Source organism: Intrasporangium flavum, assembly GCF_001956915.1.
GTDB classification, from domain to species: domain Bacteria; phylum Actinomycetota; class Actinomycetes; order Actinomycetales; family Dermatophilaceae; genus Monashia; species Monashia flava.
Genome location: NZ_MLJO01000014.1, coordinates 15251 through 34835 on the forward strand (window position 1 = coordinate 15251; position 19585 = coordinate 34835).

The following is a 19585-nucleotide window of genomic DNA, read 5'->3' on the forward strand; positions in this document are numbered from 1 at the left end:
CCTGGTGGGTGACGCGCCTCCGTCACGTCCGGGGGACGGGCGCGAGCCTCAGGAGGTGACGCTCTCGTCGGCGGGCGCGTCGGGCGACGCGTCGGTGCTCTCGTCGGCCGAGGCCTCTGAGGCGTCGGCGCGCCGCTTGGCCACGAGGCTCGTGGCCGTGACGACGGCGAGGATGCCGACGATGACCCCGAGCGAGGCGAGCGTCGGGATCTCCGGGACCGCCGACCACACCGTGTGGGCCCAGTGCAGGACGAGCTTGACGCCGATGAAGGCGAGGATGAGCGCCAGGCCGTGGCCGAGGTGCACGAGCGAGGACAGCGCGTTCTCGAGGACGAAGTAGAGCGCGCGCAGGCCGAGCAGCGCGAAGGCGTTCGTCGCGAAGACGAGGTACGGGTCGCCGGTGATGCCGTACACGGCGGGGACCGAGTCGATGGCGAAGACGATGTCGGTGCCGAGGATCGCGACGGCCACGACGGCGAGCGGCGTCAGCATCCGGCGGCCCTCGCGGCGCACCGCCAGGTGGGTGCCGTCGTAGTCGTCGGTGACGGGGTGGAAGCGGCGGATCAGCTTGACGCTGCGGAGGTTCGAGACGTCGATGCTGTGGTCGGCGTGGCTCAGCGCGTCGCGGCCGACCTTGATCGCGGTGACGAGCAGGATCGCGCCGAAAAGCAGGAAGGTCCACGAGAAGCTGGCGATCATCTGCGCGCCTAGGGCGATGAAGATGCCGCGCAGCACGAGCGCACCGGCGACGCCGATGAGCAGCACCCGCTGGCGCAGCTCACGGGGCACGGCGAACGCCGACAGCAGGATGATGAAGACGAAGAGGTTGTCGACCGACAGCGACTTCTCGACGAGGTAGCCGGTGTAGTACTCGAGTCCCTGCTGCGAGCCGTACTGCGACCACAGCCAGGCGCCGAAGGCGAGCGGGATCGCGATGTAGAACGCCGACCAGCCGACTGCCTCGCGCATGCTCGGGTCGTGCGGTCGTCGGGTGATGACGAAGTCGATGGCGAACAGGGCCACGATGCCGAGGATCGTGACGGTCCACAGGGTCGGGGTCCCGATGGACGAGGGCGGGGCCGACGCAGCGGACGGCAGAAGGGTCGTGAGCACGGTGGTCTCCTCAGAACGGACGCGTGACGGTTCGTCTGAGGTCTCCTTCACCGGCCGTGGCCGGCTCCCGTCCGGGGCGGGCTGGGCCGCCGTACTGACCGGATCGGGACGTGGGAAGTACTCCCCTCGGGCTCAAGGGTACGGGACGTCGCGGCCGGTCCCAAACGTGAGGTTCGGCCGCGACGTCCCGATGTGGGGCCCAGGGCGTGGTGGGCCCGGTGGTCAGGCCTCGTCGCGGTAGCGCACCGACGCGTCGGCCGCGGCGCGCACGCCCGCGGCGTCGACGGGTTTGCCGCCGAGGCCCCAGTCGGCCGGGTCCTTCGTGTAGAGCGTCGCGTAGGCGGCGGTGTCGCGCTGGGTGCGCCAGCCCTCCGCGAGCGGGCCGAGGTCGAGGGTGTCGTAGCCGATCTCGTCGAGGAGGCCGGTCACGGTGGCCTTGGCGTCCGCGTCGTCGCCGGCGATGGCGAGGGCGCTGCGCTCGGGGCTGCCGGACGGGCGGCCGAGCGTCGCGAGGTGCTCGAAGTAGATGTTGTTGAAGCCCTTGACGACGCTGGCTCCCGGCAGGTGGGCCTGGAGCAGCTCGCTGGTCGTCGTCGACTCGTCGTCGAGCTCGGCGACCCGCCCGTCGCGCTGCGGGTAGTAGTTCATGGTGTCGATGACGACCTTGCCGCGCAGCGGCTCGGCCGGCACGTCGCGGTAGTGCCCGAGCGGGATCGTCACGACGACGACGTCCCCGGCCTCGGCCGCCTCGGCGGCGGTGGCGGCCCGGGCCCGCGGGCCGAGCTGCTCGACGAGGTCCGCGAGCGTCTCGGGCCCGCGGCTGTTGCTCAGGACGACGTCGTGGCCGGCGTCGACGGCGAGCCGCGCGACGGTGCTTCCGATGTGTCCGCTTCCGATGAATCCCCAGGTGGTCATGACCGCGTCAACCGGAGGCGCTCTCCGGTCATTCCCGGCCGGACTCAGCCGGCGGTGGGGAGGCGGAGGGTGAAGCGCGCCCCGCCCTCGGCCGCGTGCCCCGCCTCGATGCGGCCGCCGAGCAGCTCGGCGAGGCGCCCGACGATGGCCAGGCCGAGCCCGGTGCCGACGGGGCGCAGGCCGCGGTAGCGCTCGTGCAGCACCGAGGGCTCGAACGCGCCGGCGAGGTCGTCGTCGGTGAGGCCGGGACCGCCGTCGCGCACCTCGACGACCTGCACCGGCGGCCGGCCGGGGACCGCCTCGGTGCGCACCTCGACGACGATCGGGCGCCCCGACGGGGTGACGCGCAGGGCGTTCTCGAGCAGCCCGTCGACGAGCTGGCGCAGCCGGGCCGGGTCGGTGACGACCGGGGCGCCGGGCGTGGCCGGGACGTAGGCGAACGGGACCCCGACGCTCGCGCACCGGACCGACCACACGGCCTCGACCTCCCGTCCGAGGACCACGAGGTCGGTCGGCTGCGGGTGGATGCTCGGGGAGTCGGCCCGCAGCCGGGCGAGGTCGAGCAGGTCGCCGACGAGCCGCTCGAGGCGTCGGGACTCGCCGAGCACGACGGCGCCGACGCGGGCGGCGTCCTCGGGCGGCACGACCCCGCCGGCCAGCGACTCGGCGTACCCGCTGATGCCGGTGAGCGGCGTCCGGAGGTCGTGCGAGACGGACAGGAGGAAGTCGCGCTGGCGCCCCTCTGACCGCGACAGCGACGCCGAGAGCGTGTTGAGGGCGCTCGCGACGTCGGCGACCTCGTCGGGCCCCTCGACCGGCACCGCGACGTCGCGCTGCCCGGCCGCGAGGGCGTGGGCCGCGTCGGCCGTGCGCCGCAGCGGCTGCGACAGCCGGCGGGCCACGGCAGCGCTGACGACGACGGCGACGAGCGCGGCGATCCCGAGCGCGAGCAGCACCCGTCGCACCAGCTTGTCCGAGTCGGCGGTCGCGTCGGACCGTCGTTGGACCAGGACGATGCCGCCGGCGTCGGTCGGACGGCCCTCGACGAGCACCGTCGTGCCGTCGAGGTCGTCGCGGCCGGACACCTGCTGCCCGGCGAGCAGGGCCGCGCGGCGGGCGGGCGTCAGGGCCTCGCGGGCCAGCCGGCTCGTCGACACGACCGCGCCGGCCCGGTTGACGCTCGCCGACTCGACGCCGAGCGCGCCGAGGGTGCGGACCGCCCGGTTCTGCGCCACCCGCGCCACCTCGCCCGAGTCGGCGCGGACGGCGGCGGCGTCGGCGATGCGGGCCAGGGTGCGGCGCGCCGACTCGTCGGCCGAGGACCGCGTCAGGCCGACGGCGAGGAGCCCGGCGAGCACCGCGGTGAGCACCGCGATGCCGACGGCGAGCAGGGTGATCCGCCGCGACAGCGAACCGCCGCGCGGCGGTCTCACGACGCGTCGCCCGGGGCGCCGGACGCGTCGGGGGCGCCGTCGACGGGAGGGCGCTCGGCCGCGTAGCCGACGGAGCGGACGGTGCGGATCGGGCTCGCGTCGCCGAGCTTGGCGCGCACCTGGGCGACGTGGACGTCGACGGTGCGCCCGCCGGCGGTCGAGGCGTAGCCCCACACGTCGCTGAGCAGCTGCTCCCGCGTGAACACGACACCGGGGCGGCGCAACAGGTGGGTCAGCAGGTCGAACTCCGTTGCGGTCAGGGCGATCTCGTGACCGTCGACGGTGACCTCGTGGCTCGTCAGGTCGATGCGGAGTGCGCCGTGGCGCAGCGTCGTCGACGCGCCCGCCGTGCCCCGGGTGCGGCGCAGCACGCCACCGACGCGGGCCACGAGCTCGCGCGGCGAGAACGGCTTGGTCACGTAGTCGTCGGCGCCGAGCTCGAGGCCCAGGACCCGGTCCACCTCGTCGTCGCGCGCCGTGACGAACAGGACCGGCGTCCAGTCGCCCTCGGCCCGCAGCCGGCGGCACACCTCGATGCCGTCCATCGTCGGCAGCCCGATGTCGAGGACGATCGCCGAGGGCCGCAGCTCGCGCACCGCCGCGAGGGCGCGGCCGCCGTCGGTGACCACCTCGACGCCGTAGCCCGCCGCGCGCAGGTTGAGCCGCAGCAGGTCGGCGATCGTCACCTCGTCCTCGACGACGAGCACGAGGCCGCGCGCCGTGGAGGCGTCGCTGCTCGACGACGGAGGTGGCGGGGCCGTGGGCACGCTCGCAGCGTAGGGCGCGTCGGCCGCGGCGGCGTCACGCTGGTGTCAGGATCGTGTCAGGGCGTGTCGGTGACGCGCGTCGCCCCGGTGCCCTCGACCGCACCCGGTTCGACCGCACCAGGCTCGCCCGCGAGCGGTCCGACGACGGGTGGCTCCCCGGCGGCGCGACGCCGGCGCCGCACCACGAGCGTCGCGACGACGGCCGCGACGAACGCGCCGAGCCCCGCGGCGGCCCAGACCGACCCGGCCTCCGCCGCGATCCAGGCCTCGACGACGGCCAGCCCGACGGTGGCGTAGAGCGTGGCCCACACGACCGACCCGACGACCGCCGCCGGTACGTACCAGCGCAGGGGCATCCGCATGACGCCCGCGGTGAGGTGCACGGCGGTCTGGAACCCGACGGTGAGGTAGGACAGCACGACGGCGACCGGTCCGAGCCGGCTCAGCCACGCCTCGGCCCGCGAGGTCAGCTCGCGGTGGGTGCCGCGGTAGCGCCGCCAGCCGTTGACCGCGCCGCGCCCCACCCAGTACGTGCCGTTCGAGCGGACCATCGCGCTCGCGAACAGCGCGAGGAACGCCTGCCAGAAGGGCAGGGCGGCGATGGCGTCGAGCATGGCGCCAACTCTAGGTGCGGACTACCCGGCCGACTCGCCGGCCTCCTGCGGCGCCTCCGGTGCCTGCGCTGCCTCCGGCGCCTCGGCGGGGCCGAAGGTGACGGCGGCGGTGTCGACGACGTCGGCGGTGCGACCGGGCACGCTCGACCACGGCCAGTACGCGTTGGTGAACCCGACGACGTCCTCGGGCCCGATCGGGTGCCCCCACTCGCGGAGGTCCTCGGTGGTGTGCGCGTCGCCGACGAGCGTCGCGTCGTACCCGCGGACCACCGCGCCGTGCAGCGTCGCCCGGATGCACGCGTCGGTCTGCGCGCCGGCGACGACGAGCCGGCCGACGCCCCGCGCCGCGAGGACCGACTCGAGGTCGGTGTCCTCGAAGGAGTCGCCGAAGGTCTTGTGCACGACGGGCTCCTCGGCGGCGAACGGCAGCTCGGGCACGTACTGCCAGTCCTCGGAGTCGCGCGGCATGTTCTCGTCGGAGTGCTGCACCCACACGACGGGCACCTGCTCGGACCGGGCGCGCTCGACGAGCGAGGCGATGTTGGCGACGACGCCGTCGCGGTTCCAGGCCTCGCCGACGACGCCGTTCTGGACGTCGACGACGAGCAGCGCGGTGTTGGGTCGGTTCTCGAGCGTGGTCATGGTCCCCTCCGTACGACGGTGTGACGGCGATGTCGGTGGCCGGGCGACCCGGCCCGTCCCACGGTAGGTCTCCGCACCGACGGCGTGGGGGTTCGCGGGCTACCGTCGTCGGATGGGGCTCGCACCGGCGTCGGAGCAGCGGCCGCGCGACCGGGCCGTCGCGTGGAGGCCGGCCGTGCCCGGCGTCGCCGAGGTGTTCCACGCCGACTGGCACGACCACGCCTACCCGGCGCACACCCACGACACGTGGACGCTGCTCGTCGTCGACGACGGCGTCATCGGCTACGGCCTCGACCGCCACGACCACACCGCGGTCCGCGCCGGGGTGACGCTGCTCCCGCCCCACGTGGTCCACGACGGCCACGCGGTCACCGACCGCGGCTTCCGCAAGCGCGTCGTCTACCTCGAGGAGGACGTGCTCGGCGCCCACCTCGTCGGCCGCGCCGTCGACCGGCCGCTCGTCGCGGACACCGCGCTGCGCACGGCGGTCTCGCGCCTCGACCGCTCGCTCGTCGAGGGCGAGGACCTCGAGGCCGAGAGCCGTCTCGCGCTCGTCGTCGAGCGCCTGACCGGCCACCTGACCACCGGGGCGCCGACGCCCGACGCGTCGGGCCCGGCCCCGCGCGTCGTGGCCCGCCGCGCCCGCGAGCTGCTCGACGCCGACCCGGTCGGCACGCCCGGCGTCGCCGCGCTCGCCACCGCCCTCGGCGTCTCGACGCCGCACCTCGTCCGCTCCTTCGCCGCGGCGTTCGGCCTGCCGCCGCACCGCTACGTCGTCGGCCGGCGCCTCGACCTCGCGCGGCGGCTCCTGCTCGATGGCCTGCCTGCGGCCTCGGTGGCCGTCGCCACCGGCTTCCACGACCAGGCGCACCTGACGCGTCACTTCCGCGCCTTCCTCGGCACGACGCCGGGGCGCTACCAGCGCGGTCGCTGACCGACGCGTCAACGACGTACAAGACCGGACGCGTCCGGCGGGCGCACGCTGGGGCCATGGAAGACCTGCTCACCCCGCCGTTCGCGACGAAGGTCGCCGTCCTCGTCCGCGACGACCTCGAGCCGTGGCAGCGCCTCAACGTCACGGCGTTCCTCGTCAGCGGCGTCACGGCCGCCAACCCCGACCTCGTCGGGCAGCCCTACGCCGATGCCGACGGCCAGACCTACCTGCCCCTGCTCGGCATGCCGGTGCTCGTCTTCGAGGGCGCCGCCGACACCCTGACCGCCGCCCACGAGCGGGCCCTGCGCCGCGGCACGCGCCTCGCGGTCTACACCCGGGAGATGTTCGCGACCGGTCACGACGCTGCCAACCGGGCCGCCGTCGCGGCCGTGCCCACTGCGTCGCTCGACCTCGTCGGGCTCGCGCTGCACGGGCCGAAGAACGGCGTCGACCGGATCCTCAAGGGCGCCCGCCTGCACCACTGACCCGACGCGCGGTGGGATGCTGGCCCTGCCATGCCGAACGACAGTGCCCACCCCAGAGACGACCTCGTCATCACCTCGCCGTCCAACCCGCGCCTCAAGTCCCTCCTCGGGCTGCGCCGCCGCCGGACCCGCGAGGAGACCGGCCGCACCCTCGTCGATGGCTACGAGGAGATCGGCCTGGCCCTGTCGGCCGGCATCCGGCCCGCGTCGGTCTACGTCTGCGAGGAGCTCTTCAGCCCCGCGGGCGTCGCCGGCTCGCAGCACATCGGCCACCAGTCCGAGCTGCTCGACCGGCTGCGTGATGACCGCGTCGAGGTGGTGCGGCTGAGCCGGGCCGCCTTCGAGAAGGTGTCCTACCGCGAGGGCCCCGACGGGCTGCTCGCCGTCGTCGGTGCCGTCGGGCACCCGCTCGCCGACCTGCGCGTCGAGGGGCCCGACCACCTGACGCTGCTGTCCCAGGGCGTCGAGAAGCCCGGCAACCTCGGCGCGATGCTCCGCACCGCCGACGCGGCCGGCGTCGACGCCGTCGTGGCCGCCGACCCCGTCACCGACTGGGGCAACCCCAACGTCGTGCGCGCGAGCAAGGGCACCGTCTTCGCCGTGCCCGTCGCCAGCGCCCCGACCGCCGAGGTCGTCGCCTGGCTGCGGGCCAACGACGTGCGGCTCGTCGTCACGACCCCCGAGACCGACCTGCTGCACACCGACGCCGACTACACCGGACGCGTCGCCGTGGCCGTCGGCAGCGAGAAGCACGGGGCGGACACGGCGCTCCTCGAGGCCGCCGACGCGCGGGTCCGGATCCCGATGGCGGGCCGGGCCAACAGCCTCAACGTGTCCGTCGCGGCCGCGGTCGTCCTCTACGAGGCCGTCCGCCAGCGCAGCCGCTGACGTCCGGTCTGCGTACGCGTGTGACGGCCGTGTGAAACCTGCGTTACGCGTCGTGCGGCCCCTACCTGTCGGGGGAGGGGGTGGTCAAGAGCACCCCTTTGGGTGTGTCACGATGTTCTGTATGCGAGTTGACCACGTCTCTTACGCGGCCGAGGCGGGTGGCCTCAAGGCCACGGCCGAGCGGCTGAGTGCGCTCATCGGCGTCACGCCCGTCGACGGCGGTGTCCACCCCCGGTTCGGCACCCGCAACATCATCTTCCCGCTGGCCAAGGACCACTACCTCGAGGTCGTCGAGGTGCTGGACCACCCGGCGTCCGACAAGGCCCCGTTCGGCCAGGCCGTCCGCGCCCGCTCCGAGGCCGGCGGCGGCTGGCTCGGCTGGGTCGTCGCGGTCGACGACATCACCGTCGTCGAGAAGCGCCTGGGCCGCGAGTCGGTTCCCGGCAACCGGCACCGTCCCGACGGCACCGAGCTCAAGTGGCGCCAGCTCGGCATCAAGGGCCTGCTCGCCGACCCGCAGGTCCCGTACTTCATCGAGTGGGACGACATGACGGTCCACCCGTCCGCGGGTCACGACACCCAGGTCTCCATCGACAACCTCCAGATCGCCGGCGACCCCAAGCGCGTGCGCGAGTGGCTCGGCCCGGAGGACACCTTCGACAAGGGCGGCATCGACTTCACCTTCGTCGCGCCGCACGGCACGCCGGGGCTGCTGTCGGTCACGTTCGACACCCCGAACGGCAAGGTCACCATCTGACCCGACGCGCTCGGCTCGCATCGCACGAGAGGCCACCTCCGCACGGCGGACGGTGGCCTCTCGTCGTGTCTCCGCCAGCCGAAGGTGGCCTCTCGACGGTGCAGAGGTGGGTCAGCGGGCGAAGCGGCGCAGGCGCAGGGAGTTGCTGACGACGAGGACCGAGGACAGGGCCATGGCGGCGCCGGCGATCATCGGGTCGAGCAGCCCGAACGCCGCGAGCGGGATCGCCGCGACGTTGTAGCCGAAGGCCCACGCGAGGTTCTGCTTGACGACGCGCAGGGTCGCCCGCGAGAGGCCGATGGCGTCGCCGACCGCCGAGAGGTCGGGGCGCACGAGGACGATGTCGGCCGAGTCCATCGCGACGTCGGTGCCGGTGCCCATGGCGAGGCCGAGGTCGGCCTGGGCCACCGCCGCCGCGTCGTTGATGCCGTCGCCGACCATCGCGACGACCTTGCCCTCGCGCTGCAGCGAGGTGACGACGTCGTGCTTGTCGGCGGGCAGCACGTCGGCGCGCACGTGCGCGGGGTCGATGCCGACCTGCTCGGCGACGCTGCGGGCGTTGGCGGCGCCGTCGCCGGTGAGCAGGTACGGGGTGAGGCCGAGCGCGCGGAGCCTGGCGACGGCGGCGGCTGAGGTGTCGCGGACGGTGTCCTCGACCGTGAGCGCGGCCTGCGCGACGCCGTCCCAGCCGACGTAGACCGTCGTGCCGGCGTGGCGCGCGGCGTGCTCGACGAGGGCCGGGTCGACCTCCTCGAAGAGCAGCGCCTTGCCGACGGTCACCTCGGTGTCCCTGATGCGGGCGGTGGCGCCCTCGCCGGGGTTGGCCTCGAAGTCGGTGATGCGCGGCAGGTCGAGCCCGGCCAGGCGGGCGCCGGCGACGATCGCCTCGGCGATGGGGTGCTCGCTGCCCTGCTCGACGGCCGCGGCGGCGACGAGCGCGGCCTTCTTCGACAGGCGTCCGCGCACGGCGATGCTGCGCAGCCGCAGCCGCCCGGTGGTGACGGTGCCGGTCTTGTCGAGCACGACGGTGTCGACGCGTCGGGTGGACTCGAGCACCTCGGGGCCCTTGATGAGCGTGCCGAGCTGGGCGCCGCGGCCCGTGCCGACGAGCAGCGCGGTCGGCGTCGCGAGGCCGAGGGCGCACGGGCAGGCGATGATGAGGACCGTCACCGCGACGCCGAGCGAGCGCCCGAGGTCGTGGCCGGTGAGCAGCCAGCCGACGAAGGTCACCAGGGCCAGCGCGAGCACGACCGGCACGAAGACCGCCGACACCCGGTCGGCGAGCCGTTGCACGCGCGCCTTGCCGTTCTGGGCGTCCTCGACGAGCCGCTGGATGCCGGCGAGCATCGTGTCGGCGCCGACGCGTCGGGCCTCCACGACGAGGCGCCCGGTGGTGTTGACCGACCCGCCGGTCACCTCGCTGCCCGGGCCGACGTCGACGGGCGTGGACTCGCCGGTGACGAGGCTCGCGTCGACGGCGCTCGACCCGTCGAGGACGACGCCGTCGGTGGCGATCTTCTCGCCGGGCCGCACGACGATCTGGTCGCCGACGACGAGGTGGTCGACGGGGATGCGGGCCTCGCTCGTGGTGCGGGTGGTCGGGTCGATGCGCAGCACCGACGCGTCACGCGCGCCCACGTGGAGCAGCGTCGTGAGCGCCTGGCGGCCGGAGTCCTTGGCGCGGGCCTCGAGGAAGCGCCCGGTGAGCAGGAACGTCGTGACGACCGCGGCGACCTCGAAGTAGAGGTGCTCGCCGCCGGTGAGGAGGGCGGCGAGCGAGTAGGTCCACGCGGCGAGCACGCCGAGCGAGACGAGGGTGTCCATCGTCGAGGCGAGGTGCCGGGCGTTGACGGCGGCGGCGCGGTGGAACGGCCACGCGCTCCACAGCACGACCGGTGTCGACAGGACCAGCTGCAGCCAGCGGCTCCACGCCGGCTCGGGCGCGAGCATCGCGAGCAGGACCACGGGGAGGGTGAGCAGCGCGGCTCCGACGAGGCGCGGACGGATGACGGCCGTCGCGGGCGTGTGCTCGCGGTGCTCGCCCTCGGCGACGGCGGGGCTGGGATCCCCGGACGCGTGGGCGGCGTGCGGGGCGGCACTGCCGCGGCGCGCGGTCGACGGGGCGTGACCCGGCCGGGTGTGGCGGGCCTCCTCCCGGGCGCGCAGCTTCTCCAGCAGGGCGCCCGCGACGGGGAGCGGCGCCTCTGACGCGCCGGACGCGTCGGACGTGCCGGTGGCGTCGGACGGGTCGGGTGCGTGGGGCGCCTTGGCGCGCTGGGACGCCCGCGACGCGTCGGTGCGGGAGGAGCGGGAGGTACGGGACGCGTCGGGGCCGATGACGCTGGCGCCGTAGCCCGTCTTCTCGACCTCGGCGACGATGTCGGCGACGGTGAGCGGGGCGGCGTAGGTGACGAACGCCTTCTCGGTGGCGAGGTTGACGGTGGCCGACTCGATGCCCTCGAGACGGCCCAGCTTGCGCTCGATGCGGGCCGAGCACGACGCACACGTCATCCCGCTGATCGCGAGGCGGACCTGCTCGGGCCGCTGCGACAACGGGGGTGACTGGCGCTCGTCGGTGCTCATCGGCTCACCGCCTCACCGCAGGCTGTACCCCGCCTCGGCGACGGCGGCCTCGACGGCGGCCGGGTCGAGGGGTGCCTCGCTCGTGATGGTGACCGGGGAGTCGGAGCCGGCGTGGAGGTCGACGTCGACGGCGGTGACGCCGGGGACCTCGGACAGCTCCTCGGTGACGCTGGCGACGCAGTGGCCGCAGGTCATGCCCGACACGGTGACGGTCGTGACGGTCTGGCTCATCGTGGTCGTCTCCTGCTTCGTGGTTCGGTGGTTCGGTGGTTCGGTGGTTCGGTGGTGGTGCGCCGGACGTGAGGGGGCGCCGGCGGGTCAGCTGCGGACGAGGCGCGCGATGGCGTCGGCCGCCTCGCGGACCTTCTCCTGGGCGGCTTCGTCGGACTCGCGGGCGGCGTCGACGACGCAGTGGCCGACGTGGTCCTCGAGCAGGCCGAGGCTGACGGCCTGCAGCGCCTTCGTGACGGCGCTGACCTGGGTCAGGATGTCGATGCAGTACGTGTCGCTGTCGACCATCTTCTGGATGCCGCGGACCTGTCCCTCGATGCGGCGCAGCCGCTTCAGGTAGTCGTCCTTGCTTCCGGTGTATCCGGGCACGGGGTCACCTCCTCGCTCTCGGGACCATGGTACCCGGGTGGGGTATTCCGGTCGTCGGGCCGACGCGTCCGCCCGGTCATGTCGGGTCGGCGAGGAAGGCGGCGGCGAGGCGCTTGGGCGCCCGGCTGAGCCACGCGTCGGTCAGCACCTCGCGCAGCTCGTCGACGGTGAGCCGGCCGAGGTCGCGCTCGAGCAGGAGCACGGCGTTGTAGCCGTTCCAGTGCGGGGTCGTGAACCAGGGGGAGTCGGCGTCGGCGACCATCGACTCCTTGTCCTCGGCGGTGCACCGGAAGGCGAGGACGTCGGCGTACAGCTCGCCGGTGTCGGGGTCGAAGGCGTCCTTGCGCGGGCCACGGGCGAAGGCGAACGTCTTGCCCCCGACGGCGTACGCGGGGCGCTCGCCGTCGGCGGGCTCGCGGGTGACCTCGGGCAGGGCGAGCGCGATCGCGTCGACGTCGGCCAGCCGGGCCCTCCGCGAACGTGCCATGCCTCAGCACGGTAGCCCCGGTGGGCCGTGCGGTGCCGGAGCCGCGCGGTGACGGCGCCGGCGACGCGTCAGGCCAGGTAGTCGTCGACGAGGCGGCTCGCCAGCGCGGTGTAGGTCTGCGGCGTCAGGGCGACGAAGCGCTCCTCGACGTCGGCGGGCAGGCCCAGGCCGCGGACGAACTCGCGCACCTCGTCACCACCGACGCGCCGGCCGCGGGTCAGCTCCTTGAGCCGCTCGTACGGCTCCTCCATGCCCGGGACGCCCTGCGCGCCGAGGGCCCGCATCGCCGACTGGATCGGCTCGCCGAGCACCTCCCAGTTGGATTCGAGGTCGGCCGCCATGCGCTCGGGCACGGCGTCGAGGCCGGCGAGGCCGCGGGCGACGTTGTCGAGCGCGAGCATCGAGTGGCCGAAGGCCGTGCCGATGTTGCGCTGCATGCTCGAGTCGGTGAGGTCGCGCTGGAGGCGGCTCTGCACGAGGGTGCCGCCCAGCACGTCGAGCAGGGCGTTGCTCACCTCGAGGTTGGCCTCGGCGTTCTCGAAGCGGATCGGGTTGACCTTGTGCGGCATCGTGCTGCTGCCGACGGTGCCCTGGCCGCGCACCTGGGCGAAGTAGCCCATGGAGATGTAGGTCCAGACGTCGGTGCAGAGGTTGTGCAGGATCCGGTTGAACCGGGCCACGTCGGCGTAGAGCTCGGCCTGCCAGTCGTGGCTCTCGATCTGCGTGGTCAGCGGGTTCCACGTCAGGCCGAGGCCCTCGACGAAGGCGCGCGAGACGGCGGGCCAGTCGACGTCGGGCAGGGCGAGGGCGTGCGCGCCGAACGTGCCGGTGGCGCCGTTGAACTTGCCGAGGTACTCCTGCCCGCCGATGCGGCGCAGCTGGCGGCCGAGGCGGTGGGCCAGGACGGCGAGCTCCTTGCCCATCGTCGTCGGCGTCGCCGGCTGGCCGTGGGTGTGCGCGAGGAGGGGCACGTCCTTGAGCTCGCGGGCCATCGTCGCGACCTGCTCGACGAGCGCCTGCGCCTTGGGCAGCCAGACCTGCTCGACGGCGCCCTTGACCATCAGGGCGTAGGACAGGTTGTTGATGTCCTCGCTCGTGCAGCCGAAGTGGATCAGCTCGGCCAGGCCCTGGTCGGCCTCGGCGGGAGCGATCTCGGCGAGGCGCTTCTTGAGGAAGTACTCGACGGCCTTGACGTCGTGCACCGTGACCCTCTCGATCTCGCCGAGCTCGGCCACCTCGTCCGGGCCGAAGCCCTCGACGACGGCCCGCAGCGCCGCGACCTCGGCGTCGGTCAGGGCGCGGACACCCGGGACGACGCCGTGGCTCGTCTGGTGGATCAGCCACTCGACCTCGACGTGGACGCGCTGGCGGTTGAGCGCAGCCTCGGACAGGTGGTCGACGAGGGGGGCGACCGCGCCGCGGTAGCGGCCGTCGAGCGCGCCGAGGGCGATGGGCGGGGTCGCGTCAGCGAGGGAAGCCATGGCCCACATCCTCCCAGAGCCGCACCGGTGCCCCGTCCGTCGTCTCAGCCGGCCCCCGGCTGGGGCTCAGCGCTCCGACGCGTCGTTGCCCGACGCGTCGGTGGTGGTGGACGCGTCGGTGGTGGCGGACGCGTCGTCGCCCGATGCGTCCGTGGTGGCGGACGCGTCGGGCAGCTGCAGGACCGAGAACGTCTCGCCCTGCGCGCCGGCGACGACGGACATCCGGCCGTAGGGGGTGTCGAACGGCGGCTGCACGACGGTGCCGCCGAGGCTCGTGACACGGTCGGCGGCGGCGTCGGCGTCGGGGACGGCGAAGTAGGTCATCCAGTGCGACGGCACGTCGGCGGGGGTCTCGGCCGGGATGGCGCCGAGGCCGGCGACGGGTGCGCCGCCGCCGGCGAGCGTGGCCACCGAGTAGCTGAACCCGTTCTCGCCGATCTCCTCGAGGCGGAAGCCGAGGACGTCGGAGTAGAACGCCTGGCTCGCGGTGTAGTCGCGGCTCATCGACTCGGCCCAGCACAGCGAGCCGGGCTCGCCGACGAGGTCGGTGCCGGTGTGCGACCGGGCCTGCCACAGCCCGTAGGCCGCGCCGGCCGGGTCGGCACCGACCGCGATGCGCCCGACGTCGAGCACGTCCATCGGGCCGAGGAAGAAGACGCCCCCGGCCGCCCGGGCGGCCTCGACCGTGGCGTCGACGTCGTCGGTCGCGAGGTACACGGTCCACACGTCGCGCTGGCCCGGGTCGTCGGGGCTGCGCTCCATGAGCCCGGCGACGACGTGGCCGTCCTTGCGGGCCATGACGTAGCCGCCGGCCTCGGGCGGGAGGTCCTCGAAGGTCCAGCCGAAGAGCGCGCCGTAGAAGTCGCGGGCCCGGGTCAGGTCGCCGACCATGACGTCGGCCCAGCACGGCGTTCCGGGGGCGAACCTCTCCTCGTGGACGGGCACGGTGTTCCTCCTGCGGTCGGTGGGTCCGCCTTCGTCGACGAACGCGGGGAGTCCGTACCCGTCCTCAGTCGAGGTCGGGCACGAGGAGCGAGAAGACCTCGCCCTCCGGGCCGGCGAGCACCGCCCCGACGCCGTACGGGCCGTCGAACGGTCCCTGCAGCAGCGTCGCACCCAGGTCGAGCGCGCGGGCCATCGACGACACGACGTTGTGGGTCGCGAACGAGGCCACCCAGTGCGGCGGGATCTCGGCCGGCCACTCGCCGTCGATCTCGGACAGCCCGTAGGCCGGGTTGCCGTCGCCGGTGTGGGCCGTGGCCCAGCGGGGGCCGCCGGGCTCGGTCTCGTCGGTGAAGTCGTGGCCGAAGACGCCGAGCTGGAAGTGCTGGACGCGGTCGTAGTCGCGCGTCAGCAGCTCGTTCCACGTCAGCGAGCCGGGCTCGTCGAGGACGCCGGAGCCGGACAGGTCGCCCGGCTCCCAGACGCCGAAGTACGCGCCGCCCGGGTCGACGGCCACGAGCGTGCGCGCCAGCGCGCCGATGGACACGGGTCGGCCGAGGACGCGTCCTCCGTGGGCGCGCACGGCCGTGGCGGCGGCGTCGATGTCGCCGACCCGCAGGTAGGTCGTCCACTGGCTCGCCACGGGGGCGGTGGACGGTTTGCGGCTCAGCCCGGCGACGGGCTGGCCGCCGAGCAGCGCCATGGTGTAGCCGCCGGTGGCGGGGTCGCCGCTCAGCCAGGTCCAGCCGAAGAGGTCGGCGTAGAACTGCTTGGCGTGGGGCACGTCGGTCGTGAGCAGGTCCACCCAGCAGGGGGACCCGTAGGGGTAATCGGGCACGGTGGGGCTCAGGTCTCGCTAGGTCGCACTCAGGTCAGGGGAGGGGTGGGGGTGCGCTGGAGTGCCAACGCATCCCTGACGTGGTCGAGGATGCCATGGCAAGCGGCCTCGACCTCGGTGAAGCACCTGGCGAAATGGTCCTCGCCCCCGTACCAGGGGTCGCTCGTCTCGAGGGTGCCCGCCTCGACGGCGGACGGGTCGAACTCGCGGACGAGCCGGATCTTGCGTCGGTTGGCCGGCGTGCGGGCCAGCCGCTGGAGGGTGCGCACGTGCCCCTCGTCGGAGGCGAGCACGAGGTCGACGTCGTCGAACTCCTCGGGGTCGAACTCGCGGGCGCGGTGGCGCGAACCGTCGTAGCCGTGCGCGGCGAGCACGGCGACGGTGCGCGGGTCGGCGTGCTCGCCGACGTGCCAGTCGCCGGTGCCGCTCGAGGTGACCCGGACGTCGCGCTCGAGGCCGGCGTCGGAGACGAGTGACTGCAGGATGACGTGCCCCATCGGCGACCTGCAGATGTTGCCACTGCACACGAAGGTGACGTGGAGGGGGCGAGACGACATGATCCCCATTGAACACCGCGGACCCGCGGCCGGTGCCCGAAGTGCGTACATTCGCGAACTTCGCGGTGGGACGGGGCTGTCGGTGGTCGGTGCCACGGTTGGCCCATGACGACGACCCGCCCCGCAGCCCACGCGCCGGAGGACCTCGAGGCCCTCCTGGCCGCCGCCGTCGCCACCGCCGACCTCGACGCCGTGGCCGCGCTCCACGCGCCCGACGCGGTCGTCAGCCTGCCGGGTGGGCGCGAGGCCGCGGGCCGCGCCGCCGTGCGCGCTGCCTACGCCGCGGCGCTCGAGGCCGGGGCACTCGTCGACACCGCGCTCGGTGCCTCCTCGACCCGCGCGGTCGTGTCCGGGGCGCTCGCGATGACGACCTCCACGTGGCCCGACGGGACGGTCCGCACCCAGGTCGCCCGGCGCGAGGCCGACGGCTCGTGGGTGTGGACGCGCGACGGCTCGCGGCTGCGCGACGTCGAGGCCTGCCTCCCGGTCGCCGGGCCCGACGCGTCCGTGGCGTAGCGTCAGGCGCGTGAGGGCCGGACCGGGGGAGAACGACACCGACGAGCAGGGAACGCGAGCACCCGAGGCGGGGTCACCTGCCTCCCAGCGGCGCTCGCACTTCGTCGACCTGACGCCGCTGCGCGTCAGCCCTCCCTTCGCGCGACTGTGGGTCGGCAACGCGCTCGCCGGCATCGGTACGTTCGTCACGAACACGGCCGTCGGGCTGCACATCTACGACCTCACGCGCTCGACGTTCATGGTCTCCCTCGTCGCCTGGTTCTCCCTCGCGCCGATGATCGTCGCCGGCCTCTACGGCGGCGCGATCGCCGACCGCTTCGACCGGCGGACCGTGGCGATCACGGCCTCGACCGTGGCCTGGCTCTCGACCGTCACCCTCGCGACCGTCGCCTGGCTGCACCTCGAGCACGTCTGGGTCTTCTACGTCATCACGACGGTCAACGCCGTGGCCGCGACGATCGCCTCGGCCACCCGCCAGGCCATCGTGCCGCGGCTGCTGCCGAAGGAGCTGCTGCCCAAGGCCGCGGCCCTCATGGGCATCTCGGCCGGGGTCATGGTCACGGTGGGGCCGGGCGTCGCGGGCGTGCTCGTGGCGCGGGCCGGGTACGCATGGACCTACACCGTCGACGTCCTCCTCTTCCTCGCCGGGTTCTTCGGGCTGTGGACCCTCCCGCGCATCCGCCCCGAGGCGGGTCGGCCCGTCGTCGGCGGCTTCCGTTCGGTCGTCGAGGGGCTCACCCACCTGCGCTCCTCGCCGAACGTGCGCATGAGCTTCCTCGTCGACATCATCGCCATGACGTTCGGCCAGCCGATGGTGCTCTTCCCGGCCATCGGCGCCGTCGTCATCGGCGGCGGCGCCGTCACGGCGGGACTGCTGCTCGCGTCGTTCGCCGTCGGCGGCATCGTGTCGAGCCTCGGGTCGGGGCGCGTCACCGGGCTGCGCTGGCAGGGCCGGGCGATCCGCGACGCCATCGTCGTCTACGGGCTCGCCGTGCTCGGGCTCGGGCTGGTGCTCGCCGTGACGACGCTCGGGGGCCACGCCGTCGCCTCGCGCGACTTCGCCGACGTCAACCGGCTCGCGCTCGCCCTGGCGATGCTCTGCCTCGCCGTCGCCGGCGGCGCCGACAACGTCAGCGCGATCTTCCGCCAGTCGATCCTCCAGTCGGCCGTTCCCGACCACCTCCGTGGCCGCACGCAAGGCGTCTTCACCGTCGTCGTCACCGGCGGCCCGCGGCTCGGGCAGATGTTCGCCGGCACGCTCGCGACGCTCACCGCCACGTGGGTGCCGCCGGTCGTCGGCGGCGTCCTCGTCGTCGTGCTCGTCGTGGTCACGGTGGCCCGGGTGCGATCGTTCCGCGACTACGACGCCCTCGACCCGCGCCCCTGACCCGCGGGGTCCTGACGCGGCAGGCCGGTCGGGCCGTCGGCGTCGCGGTGTGCGGGTCCGCGCCAGAGGTGCAGGCTTCCCCTGCGAGTGCGCGGTGCACCCCGCACCCGTGGCGGAAGCGCGCACCTTCGGGGCTGCCGCGCACCCGTGCGGTGCCGAGGGCGTCGGGCCGTCGGTCCGCGTCGGTCCGCGTCGGTCAGCCGGTGAGCTCATCGAGGCGGGCGCCGACCCGTTCGGTCAGGTGCGCGAGGTCGGGCACCACGGCGGGGTCGGCGACGACCGTGACGCCGAGCCGGCCCGCGTACGACAGCACGTCGAAGGTCACCGCCGTGTTGCCGGGAGTCACGGCCACCGGCACGACCTGCGACACCTCGCAGCCGGCGAGGTGCAGCCGCTCGGTCGGCCCGGGCACGTTGGTGACGAACGTGGTGACGAGGCGCTGGCGGTCGATGAACCACGCGAAGAGGCCGAGCCGGGCGAGCCACCGGAACGCCACGCCGAGGGGCGCCGCCGAGGCGGCCCGCGGACGCTCCCGCTGGGCCGCGGACTGGGCGTGCACCTGCCGGAGGCGGGCCCACGCGTCGGTGCCCGTGCCCGGCACGCGGAAGGGCACGACGCCGCTCGTGTTCCCGAGCTCGTGCGACGTCGTCGCGCGCCGCGCGGAGTAGGGCACCGACACGACCAGCTCGCCGACGCGCTCGCCGCGCCCCTCGAGCACGTCCACGAGGGCGCCGCCGACCGCGGCGACGACGAGGTCGTTGACGGTGCAGCCCAGCCGGTGCGCGGCCGACCGCACGCCCAGCAGCGGGCGGTCCACGACCCCGAGCCGACGCGTCGGCCCGGTCGGCCGGTTGAGCGATGTTCGCGGGACGAGGCGCGGACGCCCGACACCCAGGGTGCGCAGCCCCGACACCGCGAGGAGGAGGCGACGCGGCATCCCCCGGACCGACGCGGCCCGCGTGCCCCAGGCGTCGAGGGCGAGGTCGCGACGCGACGGGGCTGCACGCGTCGGGGCCGGGACTGACGGCGTGCGGGCGCGTGCGTCGGTCCGGACGCCGGTCGGCACCACCGGGTCGGCGAGCGACTGCAGCACCGCGAGCCCGCCGATGCCGTCGGCGACGACGTGGTGGACCACGACGACGAGCGCGCACCGTCCCGACCCGACGCCGGTCACCCAGTGCGCCGCCCAGAGCGGGCGGTCGCGGGGCAGCGGCCGGCACACGAGCTCGGCCGCCAGCTCGAGCAGGCCGTCGAGGTCGTGCAGGCCCTCCACGGCGTGCACGTGCCAGTGTCGCCGCACGTCGAACGAGTCGTCGCCCCAGAAGGGCCGCCCGAGGCCGACCGGCGCCCGGTGCAGCCGTTGGCGCAGGCGCGGGACCTCAACGGCGCGCTGCCCGAGCAGCCGGAGCACGTCGTCGGGGTCGGGGCACGCGCCGTGGGCCGGCGGCTCGAGGACGAGCACGGCGGCGATGTGCATCGGGGCCGGGCCGCGGTCGGTGACGAGCGTCGTGAGGTCGTTCGCGCTCAGCCGGTCCACGCGGACGGCGGCGCGGCCACCGCGTCGGTGACGCCCATCCACCTGTCCACGGTAGGCAGGGACCGGCCCGCGGCGTCACGGATCCGGGCGCAGGTGGCGCACGAGACAC

At 74.4% G+C, this 19585-nt stretch carries 21 protein-coding genes; 6 read left to right on the forward strand and 15 right to left on the reverse strand.

Annotated features, from left to right (window positions below):
- Window positions 1–48: 48 nt before the first annotated feature.
- From BIV28_RS12445 to BIV28_RS12470, 6 genes are all read right to left on the reverse strand, one after another.
- Window positions 49–1113 (reverse strand): TerC family protein, encoded by a 1065-nt coding sequence (locus BIV28_RS12445; protein ID WP_083707307.1) that lies wholly within the window; start codon window positions 1111–1113, stop codon window positions 49–51.
- A gap of 222 nt (window positions 1114–1335) precedes the next feature.
- On the reverse strand, window positions 1336–2028 hold the full coding sequence (locus BIV28_RS12450; protein ID WP_076262287.1) for an NADPH-dependent F420 reductase: 693 nt from the start codon (window positions 2026–2028) through the stop codon (window positions 1336–1338).
- Between the two features lie 44 nt (window positions 2029–2072).
- Window positions 2073–3461 carry a HAMP domain-containing sensor histidine kinase gene (locus BIV28_RS12455; protein ID WP_076262289.1) on the reverse strand — a complete coding sequence of 463 codons (1389 nt, stop codon included), beginning with the start codon at window positions 3459–3461 and terminating at the stop codon, window positions 2073–2075.
- Complete coding sequence (locus BIV28_RS12460) at window positions 3458–4228, reverse strand: response regulator transcription factor (protein ID WP_076262291.1); 771 nt, start codon at window positions 4226–4228, stop codon at window positions 3458–3460. The genes BIV28_RS12455 and BIV28_RS12460 overlap by 4 nt, the downstream gene beginning before the upstream one ends.
- 56 nt (window positions 4229–4284) lie before the next feature.
- Window positions 4285–4842, reverse strand: coding sequence for a DedA family protein (locus tag BIV28_RS12465; protein ID WP_083707308.1), 558 nt, complete (start codon window positions 4840–4842; stop codon window positions 4285–4287).
- A gap of 21 nt (window positions 4843–4863) precedes the next feature.
- Window positions 4864–5484, reverse strand: a complete 621-nt coding sequence (locus BIV28_RS12470; RefSeq protein ID WP_076262293.1) for an isochorismatase family protein — start codon at window positions 5482–5484, stop codon at window positions 4864–4866.
- 112 nt (window positions 5485–5596) lie between these two features.
- Here BIV28_RS12470 and BIV28_RS12475 point away from each other — a divergent pair, with 112 nt between their 5' ends.
- From BIV28_RS12475 to BIV28_RS12490, 4 genes are all read left to right on the forward strand, one after another.
- Entirely contained in the window at window positions 5597–6418 is an 822-nt protein-coding gene (locus BIV28_RS12475; protein WP_076262295.1) for an AraC family transcriptional regulator, read from the forward strand.
- A gap of 56 nt (window positions 6419–6474) precedes the next feature.
- The gene (locus BIV28_RS12480) at window positions 6475–6903 is read left to right on the forward strand and encodes a DUF2000 domain-containing protein (RefSeq protein ID WP_076262297.1); all 429 of its coding nucleotides are present in this window, start codon (window positions 6475–6477) and stop codon (window positions 6901–6903) included.
- A gap of 30 nt (window positions 6904–6933) precedes the next feature.
- Entirely contained in the window at window positions 6934–7791 is an 858-nt protein-coding gene (locus BIV28_RS12485) for an RNA methyltransferase (RefSeq protein WP_076262299.1), read from the forward strand.
- Window positions 7792–7912: 121 nt separating this feature from the next.
- Complete coding sequence (locus BIV28_RS12490; RefSeq protein WP_076262300.1) at window positions 7913–8548, forward strand: VOC family protein; 636 nt, start codon at window positions 7913–7915, stop codon at window positions 8546–8548.
- 111 nt (window positions 8549–8659) lie between these two features.
- Here BIV28_RS12490 and BIV28_RS12495 read toward each other — a convergent pair whose 3' ends face one another.
- The 8 genes from BIV28_RS12495 to BIV28_RS12530 all read right to left on the reverse strand — a co-directional run bounded on the left by BIV28_RS12495 (window position 8660) and on the right by BIV28_RS12530 (window position 16036).
- Window positions 8660–11131: a heavy metal translocating P-type ATPase gene (locus BIV28_RS12495; protein WP_076262302.1), complete on the reverse strand. Its 2472-nt coding sequence runs from the start codon at window positions 11129–11131 to the stop codon at window positions 8660–8662.
- Between the two features lie 12 nt (window positions 11132–11143).
- Complete coding sequence (locus BIV28_RS12500; protein ID WP_076262304.1) at window positions 11144–11362, reverse strand: heavy-metal-associated domain-containing protein; 219 nt, start codon at window positions 11360–11362, stop codon at window positions 11144–11146.
- 87 nt (window positions 11363–11449) lie between these two features.
- Entirely contained in the window at window positions 11450–11731 is a 282-nt protein-coding gene (locus BIV28_RS12505; RefSeq protein ID WP_076262306.1) for a metal-sensitive transcriptional regulator, read from the reverse strand.
- 76 nt (window positions 11732–11807) lie between these two features.
- Entirely contained in the window at window positions 11808–12218 is a 411-nt protein-coding gene (locus BIV28_RS12510) for an MmcQ/YjbR family DNA-binding protein (protein ID WP_076262308.1), read from the reverse strand.
- Between the two features lie 68 nt (window positions 12219–12286).
- A complete protein-coding gene (gene purB, locus BIV28_RS12515) occupies window positions 12287–13699 on the reverse strand; it encodes an adenylosuccinate lyase (RefSeq protein ID WP_076262310.1) in 1413 nt (470 codons plus the stop codon).
- 66 nt (window positions 13700–13765) lie between these two features.
- Complete coding sequence (locus BIV28_RS12520) at window positions 13766–14644, reverse strand: VOC family protein (protein ID WP_076262312.1); 879 nt, start codon at window positions 14642–14644, stop codon at window positions 13766–13768.
- A 64-nt stretch (window positions 14645–14708) separates the two neighbouring features.
- A complete protein-coding gene (locus BIV28_RS12525; protein ID WP_242652967.1) occupies window positions 14709–15446 on the reverse strand; it encodes a VOC family protein in 738 nt (245 codons plus the stop codon).
- 62 nt (window positions 15447–15508) lie between these two features.
- Window positions 15509–16036 (reverse strand): low molecular weight protein-tyrosine-phosphatase, encoded by a 528-nt coding sequence (locus BIV28_RS12530; RefSeq protein WP_076262340.1) that lies wholly within the window; start codon window positions 16034–16036, stop codon window positions 15509–15511.
- Between the two features lie 105 nt (window positions 16037–16141).
- Between BIV28_RS12530 and BIV28_RS12535 the strand changes: the two genes are divergently transcribed.
- Window positions 16142–16552 carry a DUF4440 domain-containing protein gene (locus BIV28_RS12535; RefSeq protein WP_076262316.1) on the forward strand — a complete coding sequence of 137 codons (411 nt, stop codon included), beginning with the start codon at window positions 16142–16144 and terminating at the stop codon, window positions 16550–16552.
- A gap of 10 nt (window positions 16553–16562) precedes the next feature.
- The gene (locus tag BIV28_RS12540) at window positions 16563–17939 is read left to right on the forward strand and encodes an MFS transporter (protein WP_207555957.1); all 1377 of its coding nucleotides are present in this window, start codon (window positions 16563–16565) and stop codon (window positions 17937–17939) included.
- 196 nt (window positions 17940–18135) lie between these two features.
- Here BIV28_RS12540 and BIV28_RS12545 read toward each other — a convergent pair whose 3' ends face one another.
- Window positions 18136–19518 (reverse strand): wax ester/triacylglycerol synthase domain-containing protein, encoded by a 1383-nt coding sequence (locus BIV28_RS12545; protein ID WP_076262318.1) that lies wholly within the window; start codon window positions 19516–19518, stop codon window positions 18136–18138.
- Between the last annotated feature and the right edge of the window lie 67 nt (window positions 19519–19585).